The sequence below is a fragment of the Streptomyces sp. NPDC059454 genome (assembly GCF_042749965.1).
Taxonomy (GTDB): domain Bacteria; phylum Actinomycetota; class Actinomycetes; order Streptomycetales; family Streptomycetaceae; genus Streptomyces.
Genome location: NZ_JBHYVC010000027.1, coordinates 52,752 through 66,444, shown reverse-complemented (window position 1 = coordinate 66,444; position 13,693 = coordinate 52,752). Strand labels below are relative to the sequence as shown.

Sequence of the window (13,693 nt, the reverse complement as noted above, 5' to 3'; positions counted from 1 at the left end):
GGTGGGTATGGCCTGGGCGTACCCCCTGCTCCCGGAGCGGGGGGAGTGCCGGGCGTTCCGCCCTGACCAGCCCCTTCCGTGATGCTGGTCGAGTCGACCGCCCGGGTCCGGTACGCCAGGGGCGGGGACGTGAGTCATGACACATTCCCCGGTGCGGCGCAAGTGCGACGCGGACAAGGCGTCCGGGTGCGGACATGCCGCAGCGCCCGGCGACGTCCATGACGTCATCGGGCACCGCGGCATTTCGATGTACTGAGTGCTGAGAGTGGGCTGCACACCAAGACGGCGACCCACGGGCTGCGACTCAGGAATCTCAGGAGGCGAGAACCTCGTCGAGCAGGGCCTCGGCCTTGTCCTCGTTGGTGTTCTCCGCGAGGGCGAGCTCGCTGACCAGGATCTGACGCGCCTTGGCGAGCATGCGCTTCTCACCCGCGGAGAGTCCGCGCTCGCGCTCACGACGCCACAGGTCACGCACGACTTCCGCGACCTTGATGACATCGCCCGAAGCGAGCTTCTCCAGATTTGCCTTGTAACGACGGGACCAGTTCGTGGGCTCCTCGGCATACGGAGCGCGCAGCACCTCGAAGACCCGGTCCAGCCCGTCCTGACCGACCACATCACGTACGCCGACGAACTCCGCATTGTCCGCTGGCACACGTACCGTCAGGTCACCCTGGGCGACCTTCAGCACCAAGTAGGTCTTGTCCACGCCTTTGATCTGGCGAGTTTCGATAGCCTCGATCAGCGCGGCCCCGTGATGGGGATAGACCACGGTGTCGCCAACCTTGAACGTCATGTGACAGGTACCCCTTCCGTGGCTATCCAGGGTAACACGGATACGGCGTCTTCTGAATGGCGTTTTCGCAGGTCAGGGCCATTCTCGGGGCTTGACAACAGCGACAGGAACGTGCTGCGGACGCCTAGCGGAAGCAGGTATTCGCAGGTCGGAGCGGCTCTTCGGCGCAAGCGAAACGCGTACGGTACACGCATCCGGAGCCCCGCACGAGCAGCCGAACATCCCCATATGTCCGGTTCCAAGTGCTCGACTTCCGCTACTCCGTTCGGTGCGCGGAGCCGGGTTCCGGTCGAATCCGGAATTGATCACGCGGTGCGAGGATGAGCGGCCGGTGATCAATTCCGGAGTCCTCCGCTCATTCCTTCGCGGGAAATGCGCGATCACTATGGGAAATGGCGCGGGAGTACGGCGGGAAAGTGACCCAAGTGACTGGTGAGTCACTTGGGTCTCAAGAGGCGGAGCGCGCCCGTCCTCCACTGCCGATGAGGCCGTGCCGGGGGTTCCTGGCACGCCTTCCCCGGCCGACACGGGACGTCTCGGGAGGGTCGGGTGCGGCCGCGCGGGAACGGCTCGGTAACCTGAGGCCGCTGACAGACACTTAGGGCGGCTTCATCCGGTCGCCGAACGACTCGAGTCAAGGAGTTGCCGCCGCCGTGAGCAGCAGCCTTCGACGCGGCGCTCTCGCCGCCGCCGCCATCGCGTTCTCGATCGCCTCGCTCTCCGCGTGCGCGGCCGGCAACAACGCCCAGAGCCTGCAGATCCAGCCGGACAACGCGTCGACGACCGTCGGCGACATCAAGGTCCAGAACGCCGTGGTCATCACCCAGCCCGACCTGGAGTCGACGGGCCCGGCGGTCGTCTCCGCCACCCTGTTCAACGAGGGCCGCACCGACCAGACGCTGGAGTCGGTCACCGTCCCCGGCACCGGCAAGACCGCCGAGCTGACTCCCGCCGAGGGCGGCAGCCTCACCGTCCCGGCCGGCGGCTCGCTGATCCTCGGCGGCGAGGGCAACGCCTCCGCCGTTCTGCCCAGCAGCCGTGAGGCCGTCCGGGACGGCAATGCCCAGAAGGTCACCTTCACCTTCAGCAAGACCGGTGACGTGAGCCTGCGCGCGATCGTCTTCCCGGCCGAGCACTTCTTCGAGAGCTGGGGCCCGACCGAGGCCGCGGCCGCGCCGGGCGCCTCGACGGAACCGTCCACGGAGCCCTCGGCGGAGTCCTCCGGCGAGCCGGCCGACGGCAGCACGGACGAGGCCGGCGGCGCCCCGGAGGACACCGGGACCGGCGAGACGACGGAGACCGACGCCCCCTCGGGCACCCCGACCGACGCGGCCTCCGCAAGCGCGCAGACCGGCCACTGAGCACGCGCACGACAAGAACACGCTGAAGGGCGGGACCCCTGAGGGGTCCCGCCCTTCACGTCACCGCGGGCCGTACGTGCCGCGTCAGCTGCGGGCAGTCGTGCCTCCCTCAGTGCCTCAAGGGCCTGGGAGGTACCCCCCAGGGCGGCACGGGTGGGCGCGACGGCGCCCCGCGAACGCGGGCCGCGCGACACCCCCCGCTCAGCACCCGCACCGGCACCCGCGCCAGCACCGGCCACCGCAGCGCCGCAGGCCTACGGCTCGAACTTGTACCCCAGCCCCCGAACCGTCACCAGATACCGCGGCGCCCCCGGATCCGGCTCGATCTTGGCGCGCAGCCGCTTGACGTGGACGTCGAGCGTCTTGGTGTCACCGACGTAGTCGGCACCCCACACCCGGTCGATGAGCTGCATCCGGGTCAGCACCCGCCCCGCGTTCCGCAGCAGCATCTCCAGCAGATCGAACTCCTTCAGCGGCAGGTCGACCTTGGTGCCGCCCACGGTCACCACGTGCCGGTCGACGTCCATCCGCACCGGCCCGGCCTCCAGGGCCGCCGGAGCGACCTCCTCCGGCTCACCGCGCCGGCGCAGCACCGCGCGGATACGGGCCACCAGCTCCCGCGAGGAGAACGGCTTGGTGACGTAGTCGTCGGCCCCTATCTCCAGCCCGACAACCTTGTCGATCTCGCTGTCCTTGGCCGTCACCATGATGACGGGAACGTTGGAACGGCCGCGCAGCTGGCGGCACACCTCGGTGCCCGGCAGCCCGGGCAGCATCAGGTCGAGCAGAACGAGGTCGGCGCCGTTGCGCTCGAACTCGTCGAGTCCGTCGGGCCCGGTGGTCGCGACAGCGACCTCGAAGCCCTCCTTGCGGAGCATGTACGACAGGGCGTCGGAGAAGGACTCCTCGTCCTCGACGACGAGCACTCGGGTCACGGAAGGACCTCCGGGGAGGGAAGCGTTTCGTACGCGGATGGATCGGAAGAGTGGGGGGATGGGTGGGACGACCGGCCGGCCTCGCTGTCGAGGCCTTCGCTGTCGTCCCGGTGGGACATCTGATGGGCGCGGGCGCGGGCCGCGCCGGCCTCCGGCAGCCGCAGGGTGAAGGTGGATCCCTGGCCCTCGGCGCTCCACACCGTGACCTCCCCGCCGTGCGAGGCGGCCACGTGCTTCACGATCGCGAGGCCCAGCCCCGTACCGCCGGTGGCACGGGAGCGGGCCGGGTCGACGCGGTAGAAGCGCTCGAAGACGCGCTCCTTGTCCTTCTCCGAGATGCCGATACCCTGGTCGGTCACCGCTATCTCGATCAGGTCCCCGCCGGGCTGGGCGACCGTACGGGCCGCGATGCCCACGCGGGTACGGGCGGGTGAGTAGTTGACCGCGTTCTCGACGAGGTTGCCGAGCGCGGCGGCGAGCTGGCCGCGGTGGCCCCACACGTGCAGGTCGGCGGTGCCGCCCGCGGCCATGGTGATCTCCTTGGCGCCCGCCTGGTGCCGGCAGCGGTCGATCGCCTCGGCGACCAGTTCGTCGACGCGGATGGGTTCGGCGTCCTCCAGCGGGTCGTCGTTCTGCACCCGGGAGAGGTCGATGAGCTCCTGCACCAGGTTCGTCAGCCGGGTCGCCTCGATCTGCATGCGCCCGGCGAACCGTTCCACCGCCTCGGGGTCGTCGGAGGCGTCCATCACCGCCTCGGAGAGCAGCGAGAGCGCCCCGACGGGGGTCTTCAGCTCGTGGCTGACGTTGGCGACGAAGTCGCGTCGTACGGCTTCGATGCGGCGGGCCTCGGTGAGGTCCTCGACGAGCAGCAGGACGAGCCGGGAGCCGAGCGGCGCCACCCGCGCGGACACCGCGAGGGCCTCGCCGCGTCCGGTCCCCCGGCGGGGCAGGTCCAGCTCGACCTGGCGTATCTCGCCGTCGCGCCGGGTGTCGCGGGCCATCTGCAGCATGGGCTCCACGGCGAGCTTGCCGCCGCGGACCAGCCCGAGGGCGTACGCGGCGGAGCTGGCCTTGACCACGCCGTCGGCCTCGTCGAGGACGACGGCGGACGAGCGCAGCACGGACAGGACGGTGTCCACACCCGGCGGAAGCACCGGGTCCGTGTGCAGCGAGGTGCGCGTGGGGCGCCTCTGCTCGCGCTCGCTGAAGCGGAACGCCAGCATGGCGATGACGCCGGTGAGCACTCCGGCGATCGCTGCCACTGCGGCGACCGCCGCGTTCACGTCCATGCCTCCAGGTTAGGCATGGTGCGGCCGATGCCCACAGCCGTCGGTGGGCGACCTCGAACACTCGTCGCCCAGAGTTCACCTTGGAGCCAGGGGTGATTCATTTGAGGGGCCGGAATCGGACGCGTACGGGACGGAACGTGGGAGCGTGGGGAGGAGACCAGGCCCCTGAAGCCCGGACGGAAACGCACGAGAGGAACCCTGATGCGGGACGCGTACCACGAGGAACTGGATTCGATCGGCGACGGTCTGGTGGAGATGGCCCGGCTGGTCGGGTCGGCGATCGGACGCGCCACGACGGCCATCCTCGACGCCGATCTGAAGCTGGCGGAGAACGTGATCGAGGCCGACCAGAAGGTCGACGAGCTCCAGCACGACCTGGAGGCCCGGGCCATCGCCCTGCTGGCCCGCCAGCAGCCGGTGGCGACCGACCTGCGCATAGTCGTCACCTCGCTGCGGATGTCGGCCGACCTGGAGCGCTCGGGCGACCTGGCCCAGCACGTGGCGAAGCTCGCCCGGCTGCGTTACCCGGAGCGCGGGGTCCCGCGGGACCTGCACGCCACGATCCTGGAGATGGGCCAGCTCGCGCAGCGCCTGATGGCGAAGGCGGCCGAGGTGATCATCACCAAGGACGTCGACCTGGCGCTCCAGCTGGAGCAGGACGACGACGCGATGGACCTGCTGCACCGCACCCTCTTCCAGCACCTGATGGACGACCGCTGGAAGCACGGCATCGAGACGGCCGTCGACGTCACGCTGCTGGGCCGGTACTACGAGCGCTTCGCCGACCACGCGGTCTCGGTCGCCAAGCGGGTGGTGTACCTGGTCACCGGCGAGCACGCGGACGAGATCCAGGCGGACCTGCAGCCGGAGATCCAGGCGGTGCCGGGGGCGGAAGGGGCCTGATCAGGGGCGCACCCGCGCGACGGGGCCCGGCCGGAGGGCGTACGAGCCTCAATGCGCCGTTGATGCGCCCGGCCGGGCGGGCGTCCAATGGGGGCAGGTGTGCACAGGTGCCAGCCCCGAGGAGGGACCCATGGCCGATTCCCCCAGCACGACACCCGACCCCGCGCGGGAGCGCGAGACCGAGCAGCCCGCCGAGATCAGGAACCTCACCCTGATCGCCGCCTGCGGCTGCGGCTCGGGCTGCGGCTGCGGCTGCCAGTCGGGCAGCCCCTGCCAGTGCGGCTGACGGCGTACGCACCCGCCCCGTACCGACCGAGGACCCCGGCGCCCACGACGGCGCCGGGGTCCTCCGCGTGCCGGTGGACGCGGTGGGGCGCAGCATGGGAGGTGGGTGGCGGAGACGCGACTCGGAATCCGGAAGGAGGTGCGAGCCATGACCCAGTTCATGGACGTCCACCACGGCATGGAGGGCATCACGGAGGAGAAGCTGCGGCAGGCCCATGAGGCCGACCTCGCGATACAGCAGGAAGAAGGCGTGTACTTCCGGCAGGCCTGGGCGGACCCGGAGTCCGGCACGATCTACTGTCTCTCCGAGGCCCCCTCCGCCGAAGCGGTCCAGCGCATCCACGAACGCACCGGCCACAAGGCCGACGAGATCCACGCGGTACCGCTGTCGGTGTGAGGTCGTCGGCATGAAGCCGTCGACATGCACGGGACGCCCGGCATCCTCGCGGAGGCCGGCGCTCCTCAGGAAGCGCCGACCTCCGCGGCCCTCGTCACCGCCACCGCCTCCTTCTCGTCCCCCTCCCCCGCCTTCTCGTCATCCTCCCCCGCCTCTTCCGACAGCCGCCGCATCAGCAGCCCGTACCCGAGACCCGCGACCGTACCGACGACGGCGCACAGCCCCCACAGCCACTCGGCCCCGAACCGGTCGATGACGAACCCCGCCATCAGCGGGGCGACCAGGGCGGCCACGGCCCAGGACATGGTGTACATGCCCTGGTAACGCCCGCGCCCGTGCACCGGGGAGAGCCGCACGACGAGGCCGGTCTGGGTCGGCGCGTTGACGATCTCGGCGAGGGTCCACACGCAGACCGTGAGGGCGAAGACGCCGACCGACCCGGCGAACGCGGTGAGGCCGAGGCCGTAACCGGCGAGCAGCGAGGAGATCACCAGCAGCCGTCCGGGGTCCCGGTGTTCGATGAACCGGGTGACCGGGATCTGCAGTACGACGATGAGGACACCGTTGACGGCGATGGCCATGCCGTAGTCGGCCGGGGTGAACCCGGCCTCGCCCATCGCGATGGGCAGGCCGACGGACGCCTGCTGGAAGATCAGCGCGATGAGGAAGGACAGCCCGACGACGCCCATGAACCGTCCGTCGCGCAGCACGGTCCCCAGCCCCACGTTCTCCTCCCGCGCCGCCTCGGCGCTCCGCACGGGCTTCGACTCGGGCAGCTTCAGGAAGACGACGACGGCACACACCAGGGTCATCAGGGCCTCGATCAGGAACCCGGCGAGATAGCTGTGCTCGGCGATGAAGCCGGCCGCCGCGGAGGAGATCGCGAAGCCGAGGTTGATGGCCCAGTAGTTGAGCGAGAAGGCCCGGATACGGTCCTCCGGCCGCACGATGTCCGCCATCATCGCCTGCACGGCCGGCCGGGAGGCGTTGGAGGCCATGCCCACCAGGAAGGCGACGGCGGCGATGCCGACCGGGTCGCGCACGAACCCGAGAGCCGCCACGGACACGGCCGTGGAGACCTGCGCCACGAGCAGCGTGGGCCGCCGGCCGAGCCGGTCGGTCATCACCCCGGCGCCCAGGGACGAGATCACCCCGCCGAGCCCGTGCAGCGCGGCGACGAGACCGGCGTACGTGGCGGAGTAGCCGCGGTCCAGGGTCAGGTAGAGCGCCATGAAGGTGGCGACGAAGGCACCGAGCCGGTTGACGAGGGTGCTGGTCCACAGCCACCAGAACGCCGGAGGCAGTCCGGAGACGGTCTCCCTGACAGCACGCCTCGCACGGACGATGGACGACATGGAAGGACCCCCGAGATGTAAGCGGCCAAGACGGCAGGCACAACTTACAAATGCGCGCTCCGCGGGAACCACTCAATTAACAGTTCTCGTCAACCGTCCGCCAAGCGGGCAGGGCGCGCGGCCCGTCCAGGACGTCGATTACGCTCGGGCACATGGCCGACGCACCGTACAAGCTGATCCTCCTCCGCCACGGCGAGAGCGAGTGGAACGAGAAGAACCTGTTCACCGGCTGGGTGGACGTCAACCTCACCCCGAAGGGCGAGAAGGAGGCGACGCGCGGCGGCGAGCTGCTCAAGGACGCCGGCCTGCTGCCCGACGTGCTCCACACCTCCCTCCAGAAGCGCGCGATCCGCACCGCGCAGCTCGCGCTGGAGGCCGCCGACCGCCTGTGGATCCCGGTGAACCGCAGCTGGCGCCTGAACGAGCGTCACTACGGCGCCCTCCAGGGCAAGGACAAGGCGCAGACCCTCGCGGAGTTCGGCGAGGAGCAGTTCATGCTGTGGCGCCGCTCCTACGACACCCCGCCGCCGGCGCTCTCCAACGACGCCGAGTACTCCCAGTTCTCCGACCCGCGCTACGCGACCCTCCCGCCGGAGGTGCGGCCGCAGACGGAGTGCCTGAAGGACGTCGTCGTCCGGATGCTCCCGTACTGGTTCGACTCGATCGTCCCCGACCTCCTGACCGGCCGCACGGTCCTGGTCGCCGCCCACGGCAACAGCCTGCGCGCCCTGGTCAAGCACCTCGACGGCGTCTCGGACGCCGACATCGCGGGCCTGAACATCCCCACGGGCATCCCGCTGCACTACGAACTCGACTCCGACTTCAAGCCGGTCACCCCCGGCGGCACGTACCTCGACCCGGAGGCGGCCGCGGCGGCGATCGAGGCGGTCAAGAACCAGGGCAAGAAGAAGTAAGCGCTCGCCAGTAAGCCCCCTGCCTGCGGTTTCTCCGCCGGTAGGGGGCTTACCGGTTGGACTGGGCCGCCTCGCCCAAGGCTGAGGAGAAGGGCTGGGCTGAGGGCTTTCAGCTCTCCGCCCAGGTGGAGGGCCAGGTGTCAGCCGGCTCGAAGGAGACGACCGTTCCCCCGAAGCGGCTCGGTCCGGAGTCCCGGGAAGCGGCGATGGAGTCGACCAGACCTTCAGAGGGCGTCAAGTCCGTTTCTATAGGCGGTGCCTTGGTCGTGAGGACCGGGCCGGGGTCGGATATTCCGGTGTCCTGCCCGCCCCCTGAGGACGCAAGATGGCGCGCATGACTTTGGCCACTCCCACACTGCACACCGCTCGCCTGCGACTGCGGCCCTTCACCGACGCCGACGCGGACCTCCTCTTCGCGCTGCACAGCAGCGCCTACGTGCTGCGCTACTGGGACTCCCCGCCGTGGACCGAACGGGCTCGCGCCGAGCGCTTCATCGCGATGTGCGGAAAGCTGGCGGACGAGGGCACCGGGGCGCGGGTGGCCATCGACCGTGCTTCTGACGGGGCCTTCGTCGGCTGGTGCGGTCTGACCGGATGGAACCCGGACCACCGCAGCGCGTCGTTGGGCTACTGCCTCGACGATGCGATGTGGGGCCACGGCTACGCGACGGAGGCCGCGCACGCCGTGCTGCGGTGGGCATTCGACACACTGGACCTGAACCGGGTTCAGGCCGAGACCGACACGCGTAACGTGGCATCTGCCCGGGTTCTGGAGAAGATCGGGTTCGTGCGGGAAGGGACGATGCGAGAAGACTGCGTCGTGAACGGCGAGGTGTCCGACTCGTGGGTGTTCGGGTTGCTGAGGCGGGAGTGGCGGCCGTCGACCGTGCCGCAGCACCAGCCCGTTAGGGTCCGTCGCGAAAGTGGATTTTGATCATTGGTGATCGTCTTTCGTGGGGCGTCGTGATCACAGCCGGTCAGTGAGGTGACTCGCCGCCATTCGAGCCGGTCCTGGAAGCCATCCGGGTACCTCGCCCCGGCCCGGGCAGGCAAGGCGTACGACTCCCGTCGTAACCGGGCCCGCCTGCGCAGACGTGGGATCAAGGCGGCCGTTTCGGTCCCCTCCGACCGCGTCCGCGACCGCCGGAAGCTCGGCTCCCGAGGCGGTCGGCCGCCGAGGTCCGGCAGAACCGACCACCGCGAACGGCATGCCGTCGTGTGCGGGATCAACCGCCTCAAGCGCCACCGGGCAGGGGCCACGAGATACGACAGGCTTGTCGTCCGCCACGAGGCGACCGTGCCGGCCGCAGTCCTCGACGAGTGGCGGTGACAAGTGAGTTCGCCGCCGGCCTCAATCTGCCGGCGCCGGCACGGCGCAGGCGTCGGCGACAGCCCGTGTATCCCAGTAGAACGGACGGACCTCGGTGATCCGCCCGTCCTTGACCGTGATCGCCTGCAGAATCGGGAAGCTGAGTTCACGGCCGGTCGCACGAGCGCGAGCACGGACCTGTGTGAGTACGACCGCAGTCTCACCGGTGGCGAGAAACTCCTGCTCCACCATGTCGAACGACTCCCACACTTCTCCCATCACGAGGAAGAACTGCGCCAGACCGTTGTGCCCACGCCAAGTACCTCCATAGGGCAGGGCATCTGCTTGATGCAGTTCGACATCCGGCGCGAAGAAGGGGGCGAGCAGGTCGAACGAAGCCTCGCCAGGACCTCCTGCCGCCAGGTACTCCGCCTCAGCCGCATACATACCGGCGAGGACTGTCGCTGACTCCGTAGTGGATGACATCATCATGCCGCCAGCATGAACACCACGGCAGGACCTCGCTGGCGGCAATCAGACATCGTTGTGCGTCGCGGTCGGCACTTCCACAACCTCACAGGGCAATACACCCAGAGCTGCGCATCAGGAGCCCGAGTGCAAAGGGCTGCTCGTCGGGGCAGGCCCTTCGGCCGCTCAGGCAACCGTCCGCCGAGACCTGCCCGTCGACGTGCTCGGACCACCGGCCCCGGTCGGCTTGCCGCTCCTGGAACCAGGCCACGAAGCCGGCCTCGGGCCCGCTTCCCTCCCTCACGTCCGCGTAAGGAGCCGCACCTCCGTCGGATCGATGACGAGCAGGGCGAAAGTCCTACGGTCCCGGTGGGGCCGGCCGTTTCCCCGAACCGGGCTCGAAGCTCTTCGAACCGCGATGCGGGCGCATCGGAGATGCCGTAGCGGCCGAGGACACCCGCCTCTCGAAGCCGCACGCCGAGGCACCGGGCGAGCGGCCTGGCAGGCGGTACTGGGCTCTACTCCATGAAGTCGGACCAGATCGTCTGCTGGGTGCCGGAGGCCGTGATGCCTCCGGAGTGGCCGCGCAGGCGGAGGTAGTCGGTGAAGAGGTCGGCGTGGCCGTCACGGTCGGAGTCGCGCAGGCGCAGCCGTTCGCCGAAGGACTCGCCGGCTTCCAGGCCGTCCGGCACGCCCGCGGTGTCGCGGTCGATGAACTGCGACTTGGATCCGGTGAGCCCGGAGGCGCTGCCGCGCAGGATGTGGACGGCGCCCGCGTCGGCGTGGCCGCGGAGGTCCTCTCCGGGGGCGGCGACGGCGAGGTCCGGGTAGCCGTCGCGGTTGACGTCGCCGACGGAGATCCGTGCGCCGAAGCGGTCGCCGGCCTCCATGCTGCCGGAGACGCCCGCGGTGTTCTGGTTGACGCGGGTGACGCTGCCGGGGCCGCTGGAACCGCCACGCCAGACGAGGACGCCGCCCGCGCCGTTGGCGTTGGGGTGTCCGAGCGCGATGTCCCCGTAGCCGTCCTTGTTGAAGTCGGCGATCCGGGCGTCGACCTCCCAGCTGGTGTCCTCACCGGTGCCGAGCTTGTAGGTCTTGCCCCGGGTGAGCGTGCTTCCGCCGCGGATGAACCAGGCGCCGCTGACGGTGTGTTCGGTGCCGTCCACCCCGCCGACGACCACGAGGTCGGAAGCCTTGTCCTTGGTGACCCTCCCGGCGGTCAGGTGCTCGGCGAACATCTTGTCGTTGGTGAGCTTGGTGACCTTGCCGCTGAAGCCGGATCTGGTGAACGAGCCGGCGTACACGTGCGCGGTGTGGTCGTTGATCAGGGCCAGGTCGGGCTTGCCGTCGCCGTTGAAGTCCCCGGCGGCGAGGTCGAGACCCATCTGGCCGTACTTTCCGGGCGCCTTGTTCGGGACGGTGGTGCCTCCGGACAGTCCTGACGCGGACCCCCAGATGATCGTGGTCCCGCCCTGCTCCTTGCTCGCGCCGACGTCCTCGCCGTAGACGCCGACGGCCAGGTCGGCGTATCCGTCGCGGTTGAAGTCGGCGGCCGCCATCGCGTTGCCGAAGCCGTCGTCCCACTCGTTGGCGCCGGGGATGCCCGCGCTGTTCTGCGTGATGTTCTGCTTGCGCCCGTCCGGTCCGGTGGCCGTGCCGTAGATGATGCCGACCGTTCCGGAGCCGTCCGAACCCGCGTCGGTCACGCTCCCGCCGTACGCGTAGTCGCGGTAGCCGTCACCGTTGAAGTCGTCGGCGTACTTGGCGGGGGCGGCGGACGCGGCGGGGGCGGCGAGGATCGGCGTGCAGAGCGCCGCCACGAGTGCGGAAGCGGCTGCGAGGGCGGTACGCGAGGAGGGCATGATTCTCCGAGGTCCGAGAAGCGTCCTGTGGACGGACGCTTGAACTGTGATCTTGGACGCGCGCGGACCGTCAATGGTTGTACACCGGCAACGACCGCTTTCCCCTCGCATCGTCCTCGCGCACGTACTGACGCAGATCGGCGAAGCGGATACGGCGATGACGCCCCACGAGCCGGAAGGGGATCTCGCCGGACTCCAGAAGCCCGATCAAGCAGGGGCGGGACACGTCCAGTATGTCGGCGGCCTGCTGGGCCGTCGGCTCCGTTTCGGCCGGCATGACTTGAACGCCCTGTCCGTCGGCAAGGGCTGCCGGTATCGATGCGGACATCTCCGCCACGAGCCGCGGCAGGACTAGGGCTTCGTCGTCGGGGGCCCGTCTCCGGGTGGACCCGGATTTGCCGGATCGGCAAACGCGCTCGGGCTTTCGGAACGGCCTTCCGCATGATCGGATTACGGAAGACCACCGGTCCTTGAGGAGGACGCATGCACCAGAAAGCCACGGAGACCTCCCACCGGCTGATTCCCTCGCCGGGAGGGCGGATCCATCTCGTGGAACAGGGAAGCGGGCCGCTGGTGCTGCTCGTGCACGGGTTCCCTGAGTCCTGGTACTCCTGGCGCCACCAGTTGCCGGCCCTCGCCGCGGCGGGGTACCGCGCGGTCGCCGTCGATGTGCGGGGGTACGGGCGCTCCTCCAAGCCGGCCGCGACGGACGCGTACCGGATGCTCGATCTCGTGGAGGACAACGTCGCCGTGGTGCACGCCCTCGGCGAGGAGTCGGCCGTGGTCGTCGGACACGACTGGGGCTCGGTCATCGCCGCGAACTCCGCCCTGCTGAGGCCGGACGTCTTCCGCGCGGTGGGGCTGCTGAGCGTTCCCTACACTCCGCGCGGCGGGCCCCGGCCCAGTGACGTCTTCGCCGGGATGGGCGGCGACGAGGAGTTCTACGCCTCGTACTTCCAGCAGCCGGGCCGCGCCGAGGCGGAGATCGAGCCGGATGTACGGGGCTGGCTCGCGGGCCTCTACGCGGCGCTGTCCGCCGACACCATGGCCGCGCCCGGCGCTCCCGATCCGCACTTCGTCGGCAAGGGCGGGGCCATGCGCGACCGGTTCCCCGTGGGCCGGCTGCCCGGCTGGCTGAGCGAGCGGGAACTCGACGTCTACGCGGCGGAGTTCGAACGAACGGGCCTCACCGGCGCGCTCAACCGCTACCGGAACATGGACCGCGACTGGGAGGACCTGAAGGCCTTCGACGGTGCGCCCATCACTCAGCCGTCCCTGTTCGTCGGCGGTGGCCTGGACGCCTCCACGACCTGGCTGGCCGACGCGATCGAGGCGTACCCGGTCACGCTGCCGGGACTGGTCTCCTCCCATCTGCTGGACGGCTGCGGCCACTGGGTCCAGCAGGAACGCCCCGACGACGTCAACCGTCTCCTCACCGAATGGCTGGCCGTGCTGCCCCGTTCGTGACGGCTTCGCACCTCACGGTTGGCGGACGGTTCACCTCCGCCGGATATCTCCTTCTCGAACGCACTTACCTCGCAGTCGAGTTGTCACGGGGGATGTCATGAAGGGACCGCGCAGGGCCGTACTCACGGCGTCGGCGCTGCTGTGCGCGGTGGTGCTGGCGGGCTGCGCCAAGCCCGACCGGACGGAGATCGTCACGTGGACCGATGAACACGGCCGGGCCTGTACGGGCGTGGCGGTGGTCGACTCCGAGGACGACGACCGTGAGGTGACCGGCATCGACTGCGACTACCCGCCGGACGGCAGGCAGCCGGGCCGCGAGACCTCCGGGCCGCTGCCGGACTGAGGCGCGGGC

At 69.8% G+C, this 13,693-nt stretch carries 16 protein-coding genes; 8 read left to right on the top strand and 8 right to left on the bottom strand.

What is annotated here, in order from left to right:
* Positions 1-313 precede the first annotated feature (313 nt).
* Positions 314-796: a CarD family transcriptional regulator gene (locus ACFXAE_RS20110; RefSeq protein WP_003953493.1), complete on the bottom strand. Its 483-nt coding sequence runs from the start codon at positions 794-796 to the stop codon at positions 314-316.
* A gap of 653 nt (positions 797-1,449) precedes the next feature.
* Here ACFXAE_RS20110 and ACFXAE_RS20105 point away from each other — a divergent pair.
* Positions 1,450-2,157, top strand: a complete 708-nt coding sequence (locus ACFXAE_RS20105; protein ID WP_384716358.1) for a DUF461 domain-containing protein — start codon at positions 1,450-1,452, stop codon at positions 2,155-2,157.
* Positions 2,158-2,411: 254 nt separating this feature from the next.
* On the opposite strand, the gene ACFXAE_RS20100 is transcribed toward ACFXAE_RS20105, so the two are convergent.
* Both ACFXAE_RS20100 and ACFXAE_RS20095 read right to left on the bottom strand, forming a co-directional pair.
* On the bottom strand, positions 2,412-3,092 hold the full coding sequence (locus ACFXAE_RS20100; protein ID WP_030829297.1) for a response regulator transcription factor: 681 nt from the start codon (positions 3,090-3,092) through the stop codon (positions 2,412-2,414).
* Positions 3,089-4,381 (bottom strand): sensor histidine kinase, encoded by a 1,293-nt coding sequence (locus ACFXAE_RS20095; RefSeq protein ID WP_384716355.1) that lies wholly within the window; start codon positions 4,379-4,381, stop codon positions 3,089-3,091. The genes ACFXAE_RS20100 and ACFXAE_RS20095 overlap by 4 nt, the downstream gene beginning before the upstream one ends.
* 201 nt (positions 4,382-4,582) lie before the next feature.
* On the opposite strand from ACFXAE_RS20095, the gene phoU reads away from it, so the two are divergent.
* The 3 genes from phoU to ACFXAE_RS20080 all read left to right on the top strand — a co-directional run bounded on the left by phoU (position 4,583) and on the right by ACFXAE_RS20080 (position 5,966).
* Positions 4,583-5,284 (top strand): phosphate signaling complex protein PhoU, encoded by a 702-nt coding sequence (phoU, locus tag ACFXAE_RS20090; RefSeq protein ID WP_384716353.1) that lies wholly within the window; start codon positions 4,583-4,585, stop codon positions 5,282-5,284.
* Positions 5,285-5,414: 130 nt separating this feature from the next.
* The gene (locus tag ACFXAE_RS20085; RefSeq protein ID WP_217128661.1) at positions 5,415-5,570 is read left to right on the top strand and encodes a hypothetical protein; all 156 of its coding nucleotides are present in this window, start codon (positions 5,415-5,417) and stop codon (positions 5,568-5,570) included.
* Between the two features lie 147 nt (positions 5,571-5,717).
* Positions 5,718-5,966 (top strand): SCO4226 family nickel-binding protein, encoded by a 249-nt coding sequence (locus ACFXAE_RS20080; protein WP_384716349.1) that lies wholly within the window; start codon positions 5,718-5,720, stop codon positions 5,964-5,966.
* Between the two features lie 65 nt (positions 5,967-6,031).
* Here ACFXAE_RS20080 and ACFXAE_RS20075 read toward each other — a convergent pair whose 3' ends face one another.
* The gene (locus ACFXAE_RS20075) at positions 6,032-7,321 is read right to left on the bottom strand and encodes an MDR family MFS transporter (protein ID WP_384716346.1); all 1,290 of its coding nucleotides are present in this window, start codon (positions 7,319-7,321) and stop codon (positions 6,032-6,034) included.
* A 152-nt stretch (positions 7,322-7,473) separates the two neighbouring features.
* On the opposite strand from ACFXAE_RS20075, the gene ACFXAE_RS20070 reads away from it, so the two are divergent.
* Positions 7,474-8,235, top strand: a complete 762-nt coding sequence (locus tag ACFXAE_RS20070) for a phosphoglyceromutase (protein ID WP_384716343.1) — start codon at positions 7,474-7,476, stop codon at positions 8,233-8,235.
* A gap of 109 nt (positions 8,236-8,344) precedes the next feature.
* Here ACFXAE_RS20070 and ACFXAE_RS20065 read toward each other — a convergent pair whose 3' ends face one another.
* A complete protein-coding gene (locus ACFXAE_RS20065) occupies positions 8,345-8,473 on the bottom strand; it encodes a hypothetical protein (protein WP_384716453.1) in 129 nt (42 codons plus the stop codon).
* 96 nt (positions 8,474-8,569) lie between these two features.
* On the opposite strand from ACFXAE_RS20065, the gene ACFXAE_RS20060 reads away from it, so the two are divergent.
* Positions 8,570-9,169, top strand: a complete 600-nt coding sequence (locus ACFXAE_RS20060) for a GNAT family N-acetyltransferase (RefSeq protein ID WP_384716444.1) — start codon at positions 8,570-8,572, stop codon at positions 9,167-9,169.
* Between the two features lie 417 nt (positions 9,170-9,586).
* Here ACFXAE_RS20060 and ACFXAE_RS20055 read toward each other — a convergent pair whose 3' ends face one another.
* The 3 genes from ACFXAE_RS20055 to ACFXAE_RS20045 form a co-directional block, all read right to left on the bottom strand.
* Positions 9,587-10,036, bottom strand: coding sequence for a nuclear transport factor 2 family protein (locus ACFXAE_RS20055; RefSeq protein ID WP_384716340.1), 450 nt, complete (start codon positions 10,034-10,036; stop codon positions 9,587-9,589).
* Between the two features lie 494 nt (positions 10,037-10,530).
* Positions 10,531-11,874, bottom strand: coding sequence for an FG-GAP repeat protein (locus tag ACFXAE_RS20050; protein WP_384716337.1), 1,344 nt, complete (start codon positions 11,872-11,874; stop codon positions 10,531-10,533).
* 70 nt (positions 11,875-11,944) lie between these two features.
* Positions 11,945-12,202, bottom strand: a complete 258-nt coding sequence (locus tag ACFXAE_RS20045; protein WP_384716334.1) for a helix-turn-helix domain-containing protein — start codon at positions 12,200-12,202, stop codon at positions 11,945-11,947.
* A gap of 155 nt (positions 12,203-12,357) precedes the next feature.
* Here ACFXAE_RS20045 and ACFXAE_RS20040 point away from each other — a divergent pair, with 155 nt between their 5' ends.
* Both ACFXAE_RS20040 and ACFXAE_RS20035 read left to right on the top strand, forming a co-directional pair.
* Positions 12,358-13,341, top strand: a complete 984-nt coding sequence (locus tag ACFXAE_RS20040; RefSeq protein WP_384716331.1) for an alpha/beta fold hydrolase — start codon at positions 12,358-12,360, stop codon at positions 13,339-13,341.
* Positions 13,342-13,438: 97 nt separating this feature from the next.
* Positions 13,439-13,684 (top strand): hypothetical protein, encoded by a 246-nt coding sequence (locus ACFXAE_RS20035; RefSeq protein WP_384716328.1) that lies wholly within the window; start codon positions 13,439-13,441, stop codon positions 13,682-13,684.
* Positions 13,685-13,693: the final 9 nt, after the last annotated feature.

Excerpts from the sequence above, each read along its gene's own strand:
- ACFXAE_RS20050 (WP_384716337.1), bottom strand. The coding sequence starts at position 11,874 with ATGCCCTCCTCGCGTACCGCCCTCGCAGCCGCTTCCGCACTCGTGGCG.
- phoU (WP_384716353.1), top strand. The coding sequence starts at position 4,583 with ATGCGGGACGCGTACCACGAGGAACTGGATTCGATCGGCGACGGTCTG.
- ACFXAE_RS20080 (WP_384716349.1), top strand. The coding sequence starts at position 5,718 with ATGACCCAGTTCATGGACGTCCACCACGGCATGGAGGGCATCACGGAG.
- ACFXAE_RS20045 (WP_384716334.1), bottom strand. The coding sequence starts at position 12,202 with ATGTCCGCATCGATACCGGCAGCCCTTGCCGACGGACAGGGCGTTCAA.
- ACFXAE_RS20075 (WP_384716346.1), bottom strand. The coding sequence starts at position 7,321 with ATGTCGTCCATCGTCCGTGCGAGGCGTGCTGTCAGGGAGACCGTCTCC.
- ACFXAE_RS20035 (WP_384716328.1), top strand. The coding sequence starts at position 13,439 with ATGAAGGGACCGCGCAGGGCCGTACTCACGGCGTCGGCGCTGCTGTGC.
- ACFXAE_RS20070 (WP_384716343.1), top strand. The coding sequence starts at position 7,474 with ATGGCCGACGCACCGTACAAGCTGATCCTCCTCCGCCACGGCGAGAGC.
- ACFXAE_RS20110 (WP_003953493.1), bottom strand. The coding sequence starts at position 796 with ATGACGTTCAAGGTTGGCGACACCGTGGTCTATCCCCATCACGGGGCC.
- ACFXAE_RS20040 (WP_384716331.1), top strand. The coding sequence starts at position 12,358 with ATGCACCAGAAAGCCACGGAGACCTCCCACCGGCTGATTCCCTCGCCG.
- ACFXAE_RS20060 (WP_384716444.1), top strand. The coding sequence starts at position 8,570 with ATGACTTTGGCCACTCCCACACTGCACACCGCTCGCCTGCGACTGCGG.
- ACFXAE_RS20095 (WP_384716355.1), bottom strand. The coding sequence starts at position 4,381 with ATGGACGTGAACGCGGCGGTCGCCGCAGTGGCAGCGATCGCCGGAGTG.
- ACFXAE_RS20055 (WP_384716340.1), bottom strand. The coding sequence starts at position 10,036 with ATGATGATGTCATCCACTACGGAGTCAGCGACAGTCCTCGCCGGTATG.
- ACFXAE_RS20085 (WP_217128661.1), top strand. The coding sequence starts at position 5,415 with ATGGCCGATTCCCCCAGCACGACACCCGACCCCGCGCGGGAGCGCGAG.